This is a genomic window from Sphingobacterium sp. GVS05A (genome assembly GCF_019969845.1).
Classification (GTDB): domain Bacteria; phylum Bacteroidota; class Bacteroidia; order Sphingobacteriales; family Sphingobacteriaceae; genus Sphingobacterium.
The window spans coordinates 325241-331396 of the sequence record NZ_JAHXYR010000011.1; the positions used below are offsets into that span (position 1 = coordinate 325241).

Here is a 6156-nt window from a genome sequence, read left to right on the forward strand (position 1 = left end):
TTATCCATTTCAATCCTGAAGATTGAAATGGATAGCAAAAATGCTTATTGATATGCAATTTCTGGATTCCAGTAGGTGGTATCCCAGCCTGAATTGGAACGCTGATCCACACGAAAGGATAATTCGTCGCCAAAGGTGACAGGCACATTAATATCATGCCAAAACCCAGTAGTATTATTGTAAACAACAGTTTGCCAGCTACCCGAAGGCCATATCATTACATTATTTTTCCAAATACTCACGTTGACACCATCCCCACCCCCGATATCATTTTTACGAACCAATCCGGTAATTTTTACGGTGCCCGATTTTGGCGCATTCCAAACAAGTATCGGCTGGCTATTATCGGGATGAATATAGAGGTTACCGCTACCGTTCCATATGGCGTCATAACTACCCGAACCGCGCCAATGATTTGATCCGTCCGGATTCCAGCTCATCAAACTTGTTCCTATTCCGGCCTGCCAGTATTTATAGTACCATCTGCGGGTTCCTTGTACAGACGAAAAATCGGTAGAAGCATTATAGACATCGCTATTAACTGTTCCGGATGGACTGACAATCTTCACCGAATTCGCATACTGATTCATGTGCAAATGACTATCTTTAAAATCTTTAACATAGTTACCGTTAATCTTAACATTCTCCAGGGTCACTCCTTCAATACGATGACTGTCATTCCAACCGATTAATTTGATTTCGTTACTACCGCCTGATGTGGACGTAATATTCTTATAGAGAATGTTTGTCATTGCTCCGGGCCAGCTCCAGTTCCCGGTCAACGAACCAAAATAAAATGTTTCATCCATCTGAATATTTATTAGTCTTTTTGCTCTTTCTACACGGATGTCTTCAAAGGTAATATCATTAAAATAGGTGCCATGTAAGGCAAAAATATTGATGGCGGAACGATCAGGGAGAACATCCGGATGATTTTTGTCATCGTAATTATATAGGATATCTATGTTTTGAAACTTAATATTCTGAAAATAGGCAGCGCGTGTTTCAGCACCGATACCGATGGTGTTATTTGCATCGGCCCATAATTGTGCATTTTTGTAGATTATATTATAAACGGGTAATGAATTTGCAGGAATTTGATCCGACATTCCTTTGATGGCGACTGCATCATCAGCAGAGTGGACAAAGGATTTATCAAAAGTGATATCATGGCTACTGTTGATATTAAATCCATCGGAACTGGCAAAATATGGGCTGATAGCTTTGTAATTAGTTACATTGACAAAAGAACAATTGTGCATGGCAGAAGTCCAGCTTCCTATATTGCGATTGACAATGATATCTTTTATTGTTGAATTGCTTACTGCACCTAAGGCAAGGGCGATATCATCCGTGGGGCTGTTGTAATCGTTGAGCAGAATGCCCCTACCTCTGATTGTCACATTTGATGCATTATCTATTTTTACTCTTCCTCTAATAACTGCTCCACCAGCGATGTATAAAGTTTTTCCAGAACTCAAGGTTATCGGCGGTTGCGAGCTCAGATCGTAATATCCTGGGCCATAATACTGTACATTGGTATCTGTAGAAGAAGGAATATCACTTTCCGGCGCCTGAGCAAATAAATGCAGCACCTTTCCTTGGTAGTCGTTGTCCAATACAAGTGATATATTGGTCGGCTGAGAGAGTGTAAAAGTAATCGTATTGCCCGATCTCACCCCTGTGATACCTGATGATGAAGGCACTAATTTGAAGCTGCTGAAACCGCTTGAGGGCGTGATCGATATCGATACAGTGCCACTGAAATCGAAATAACCATAGCTAACGCTATTTCCCCAGCCGTTATTTCCAGCGTTATATAGGCCGACTGGATTCCCGCCGGCACTAACTGTAAAGGCCGTTGACTTGTACTGATTCGGCAGACTACTGGGTAAAGGATAGGTTGTTACTACTGTGCTTAAACTGGCGCGCGTGCTGTGGTTTTCTGATTTCAACAACGCAGCTTCTTCTTTTGAAGGTGTTATTTTGTTGCACGCGACAAAACATAGCCATACAAATGGCAAAATAAATAATTTCATAGTTGATCTATAAGTGGTTAATTGTTAGGGTAAGATAGGAATCGCCCGGGAAATTGCCATGAACTGATCAATTATTGAACAAAAGTGTAACACTTTAAACTTTAATAGTAGTATTTGGAGCTGGATAAAGCCCAAAAGCATCTAAAGTTAAAGTAATCAGTGTAAACTTTTTTGCGAGGTACCAGGCTTTTATAGATTTTGCTTCGGACGGTTCCGCTTAGGTTTGGTTTTGGCCTTAAATAGTTTGTTGAATGATTGAGAGTATTCAAATCCTAGCTCGTAAGCGATCACACTTATCGTAAGTTCCGTTGTAGAAAGCCTCTCTTTGGCTTTTTCGATTACCTTCTCGTGGATGATCTGTTGCGCGGTTTGTCCTGTCAGCATCAGAGGTATGCGGCGGAAATCAAACACAGAATAAAGATATGCATCAATTAATGAAGACGGCTAGAGGTAATATTTTCTGGTCTTTATAAAATTATATATATTGGGCTTGAAATAGAGACTATCCATACTTAAATACTATTCCTAGATTTTTTTTGGACAAACAATAATTTAGTTAATTACTTTTACTATGCTACATTTAATTAATTCCAACAGGTTCTATCCGGCATTCTTGCTAATATTACTCTTCTCATTAAAAGGCTTAGATGTAAGGGCGCAATTGTTTAATCAGGACAGCCTGAAATTATTATCTCGGCAGTTTGCGTTTACAGAAGGGCCGGCAGTGGACAAGGACGGGAATATCTATTTTACTGACCAGCCCAATAACAAAATCTGGAAATACAACACGGAAGGTCGTCTTTCTCTTTTTAAAGATTCAGCCGGCCGTGCCAATGGACTGTACTTTAACCATCGCGGTCAGCTACTTGCCTGCGCAGACGAAAAAAACGAAATTTGGTCGATAAGCAATGATGGCAAAGTTACGGTACTGCTGTCAGATCTAGATGGAAAGAAACTGAATGGTCCAAATGATCTTTGGGCAGATAAGAAAGGAGGTATCTATTTTACAGATCCCTATTATCAGCGTGACTATTGGGTCAGAAAAAAACCAGAGATCGAAGGGCAGAAAGTTTACTACCTTCCTCCGGGAAAAGGTAAAAAGCCAATTGTAGTGGCTGATGATGTAGCTAAGCCTAACGGCATTGTAGGATCGCCAGATGGAAAATACCTATATGTAGCGGATAGGCTGCGAAATAAAACTTATAGGTATACTATTGAATCTAACGGTAAGCTCAGCGGACAAAAAGCGGTCATCGACCAAGGCTCTGATGGGATGACATTGGACAATCGGGGAAATGTTTACCTTACGGGGAAAGGTGTTTCTATCTATAGTCCGATAGGCGTACTGATAGGACATATTGAGGTAAGAGAACCATGGACATCGAATGTCTGTTTTGGTGGCAAAGATCGAACTGATCTATTTATCACAGCTTCAACGGCAATTTATTACCTCCCAATGCGTACAAAGGGAGTTGAATAAATTGTCAGTCTTCAGCAGTTGGCGTAAACGGCAATTTAGTAAGCTCTTCAGACTATATGAACAGTTTCGCATTTGATTACATCAAAAGAGAGACGATTTTAACATAATTCTAGCTCTTGTGGTAAAATAAATAATTGTAGGATGAATATGTTGTGTATATTATCATGATATTCCATTAGAATATCATCATTTGCTAGCACTTTCTCAAAAGGACTGAATGGAAATTAAGGATTTAAAGTCAAGATTAGACTCTATTCAAAAGCCACACATAACCGTACCTAATTGAAAAACAGGTGAAACAAATCATTTCTTATTTTAAATAACCTCTTTAATAGATTTTGTAAATTTGGTAAAAATCTATTTCGTCCGATTATGGCTGTACCAGTTAACAAAGAAGAATTACAAAAAGCTATTGAAACGAATTACAACAAGCTGAAAAATGAATTATCGACCATTCCTGTTGAATTAACTACGGTCACAGATTTAGAAGGGCATGCAAAAGATACTACAATGGGTATCAATAACCTTGTTTCTTATTTGATTGGATGGGGTGAATTGGTGCTTAAATGGAATCGGAAAAAAGATAATAATGAGCCAGTAGATTTTCCTGAGACAGGTTATAAATGGAATGAACTCGGCAAGCTGGCTCAGAAGTTTTACAAAGATTATGAAAGCATTGACTTCAATATATTGTGTAGTAAATTAGATGAAACGGTTTCTAAAATTCTTCATTTAATTGAGCAAAAATCTAATACTGAATTATATGAGGTTTCCTGGTATGAGAAATGGACTTTGGGGAGAATGATTCAGTTTAACACGTCTTCGCCTTATACCAATGCAAGGGGGAGAATTCGTAAGTGGAAAAAAGCACATAACATCAAATAAAAATCCTGTCCAAACGGATAGGATTTAAAAACTTAAAAATCAATAATAGTTATTAAGCCATATTTTGTGATAAGTTCCGGGCTTGGCAAATTACATCCAACCCATGGGCTGCCAGTTATAAATAGCTGAAGAATTCTGTTGATTCTGGACCACTTGTCCGCCTTTTTGATCTATTCGCCAAACGAGCCTCCCCTCTCCACTGTATTCCAGTTCAGTTTGGTAATAGCCTGGCTTAAGGACATTTATCGTCCAAGTCGCTGTACCTTTGTCTTTCCAATCCATTACTTGCGTGACATGTTTCCATTCTCCGAATTTCTCCATCCACCCTTTTCTGGATTTCTCCACACCACCAGCTTCTGAAAACTCTACAGCAAAAGTTGAAACACCCTGTGGATCAAGCGCTAAAGTCAGGGAGCATTTAAAAAATAATCAATCACTCCGGCTAAACGCCGAGTCCAAAGTAAGTAAACTTTGGTACCTGGACTATTATATGGCCAAGAATTTATATTGGATCCAATGCACGAATAAGAGCCAGTTTAACACAGAAAGTAGATATAGCCCCGCCGAACCTGATCTGCAGTATATTTCTCTAATTCCGAGCGGATTTGACAAAAGCAGCAATAAACATCTAAAAAACAATGTTATTACGCTCGATCCTGCCAACTTCTGGAGATCCCCAGAAACAAATGCAACACAATAAAAATAGTATGGACAGGCCTGCTATTATCTATTAAAGTTGGCTACGAGAAGCTATTTCTAGACGGGACAATGTATAATTTTTTAGTATATTTAAATACCTAAATAATCTTTTGATATGAATGATTTTGATAGTAAGTTTCAAAAACTATTTACTGAACTGGTCGAAATTGGGTTTGAATTTGGTAAAATCTCATAAAGTAAATTTAGTTTCAGAGATGCAATATGACATATCAAATGAAAGTGCCTTCCAATTGCTTAATCGAGTAAATGGTATGCTAAAAGAAATTGAATCTCTATTTAAAAAGGACATTATATAAGTTCCAACGATGTTAAACTTATATATCGCCCTAAAACTGGAAAATTTGAAAGTAAACTTAGTTATGATAAAACATTTACAAATCATAAGACAAAAACAGCTAAAGATGTCTACGAGGAATCGTTTGAAGAGATTTCAAAAACCTCTCTGTAAATCATAATCCTTTACAAAATTTAAAATATTATGACAATAGATGAAATTTATTTAAACATCGGACAAAGCATTGTAAATGCGATAGATGATGAAAGATGGAATCATGCAAAATTAAATATCGAAGTTGTAGGAACAGGTGTGGTAAGCTACAATGGAGAATATATCACGGATAATAATGAAATAAAAAACATATCTGTAAGAAATATTTCTAGAGATATCCGAAATTGGATCAGAGAATTACATGATATACCTAACGAAGGAGATAACAAATGGAACAAAGCCTTTTTTACTATAAATACTCAAGGCAAATATAACATGGAATTTATCTGGGATGAAAAACTTGATACAGAAATAGCCAGATTATCGAAAGAATAAGCAACCTTCAAAATAGATACTTTATCAGTAGGTCGATTATAGCGTACTTGTTTTTTACGATAGTAAGGTTTAAGCTTTAAATGAGACTGTAACATGAACTGTGTCAGAGGAATAATTCAATAAGATTATTTATATTCAATTATTCAAACGACACGGTCATGAAAGAAAAAGACCCATTCGACTTTGAACGCTTCAAGGCAGAAGCCATG

General features: G+C 37.5%; 6 protein-coding genes. 3 read left to right on the forward strand and 3 right to left on the reverse strand.

What is annotated here, in order from left to right:
• Positions 1 to 44: 44 nt before the first annotated feature.
• Positions 45 to 2039, reverse strand: a complete 1995-nt coding sequence (locus LC454_RS24595; protein WP_223585092.1) for a glycosyl hydrolase family 28 protein — start codon at positions 2037 to 2039, stop codon at positions 45 to 47.
• 189 nt (positions 2040 to 2228) lie between these two features.
• Positions 2229 to 2471, reverse strand: coding sequence for a helix-turn-helix domain-containing protein (locus LC454_RS24600; protein WP_317196284.1), 243 nt, complete (start codon positions 2469 to 2471; stop codon positions 2229 to 2231).
• 139 nt (positions 2472 to 2610) lie between these two features.
• Here LC454_RS24600 and LC454_RS24605 point away from each other — a divergent pair, with 139 nt between their 5' ends.
• Together LC454_RS24605 and LC454_RS24610 are read left to right on the forward strand one after the other, a co-directional pair.
• The gene (locus tag LC454_RS24605) at positions 2611 to 3519 is read left to right on the forward strand and encodes an SMP-30/gluconolactonase/LRE family protein (protein WP_223585093.1); all 909 of its coding nucleotides are present in this window, start codon (positions 2611 to 2613) and stop codon (positions 3517 to 3519) included.
• A 372-nt stretch (positions 3520 to 3891) separates the two neighbouring features.
• Positions 3892 to 4404: a ClbS/DfsB family four-helix bundle protein gene (locus tag LC454_RS24610; protein WP_223585094.1), complete on the forward strand. Its 513-nt coding sequence runs from the start codon at positions 3892 to 3894 to the stop codon at positions 4402 to 4404.
• Between the two features lie 90 nt (positions 4405 to 4494).
• On the opposite strand, the gene LC454_RS24615 is transcribed toward LC454_RS24610, so the two are convergent.
• On the reverse strand, positions 4495 to 4749 hold the full coding sequence (locus LC454_RS24615) for a hypothetical protein (RefSeq protein WP_223585095.1): 255 nt from the start codon (positions 4747 to 4749) through the stop codon (positions 4495 to 4497).
• Between the two features lie 853 nt (positions 4750 to 5602).
• On the opposite strand from LC454_RS24615, the gene LC454_RS24620 reads away from it, so the two are divergent.
• Positions 5603 to 5947, forward strand: a complete 345-nt coding sequence (locus LC454_RS24620) for a hypothetical protein (protein WP_223585096.1) — start codon at positions 5603 to 5605, stop codon at positions 5945 to 5947.
• Positions 5948 to 6156: the final 209 nt, after the last annotated feature.

Coding starts and splice junctions, on each gene's coding strand:
- LC454_RS24595 (WP_223585092.1), bottom strand. CDS start 2,039: ATGAAATTATTTATTTTGCCATTTGTATGGCTATGTTTTGTCGCGTGC.
- LC454_RS24605 (WP_223585093.1), top strand. CDS start 2,611: ATGCTACATTTAATTAATTCCAACAGGTTCTATCCGGCATTCTTGCTA.
- LC454_RS24610 (WP_223585094.1), top strand. CDS start 3,892: ATGGCTGTACCAGTTAACAAAGAAGAATTACAAAAAGCTATTGAAACG.
- LC454_RS24620 (WP_223585096.1), top strand. CDS start 5,603: ATGACAATAGATGAAATTTATTTAAACATCGGACAAAGCATTGTAAAT.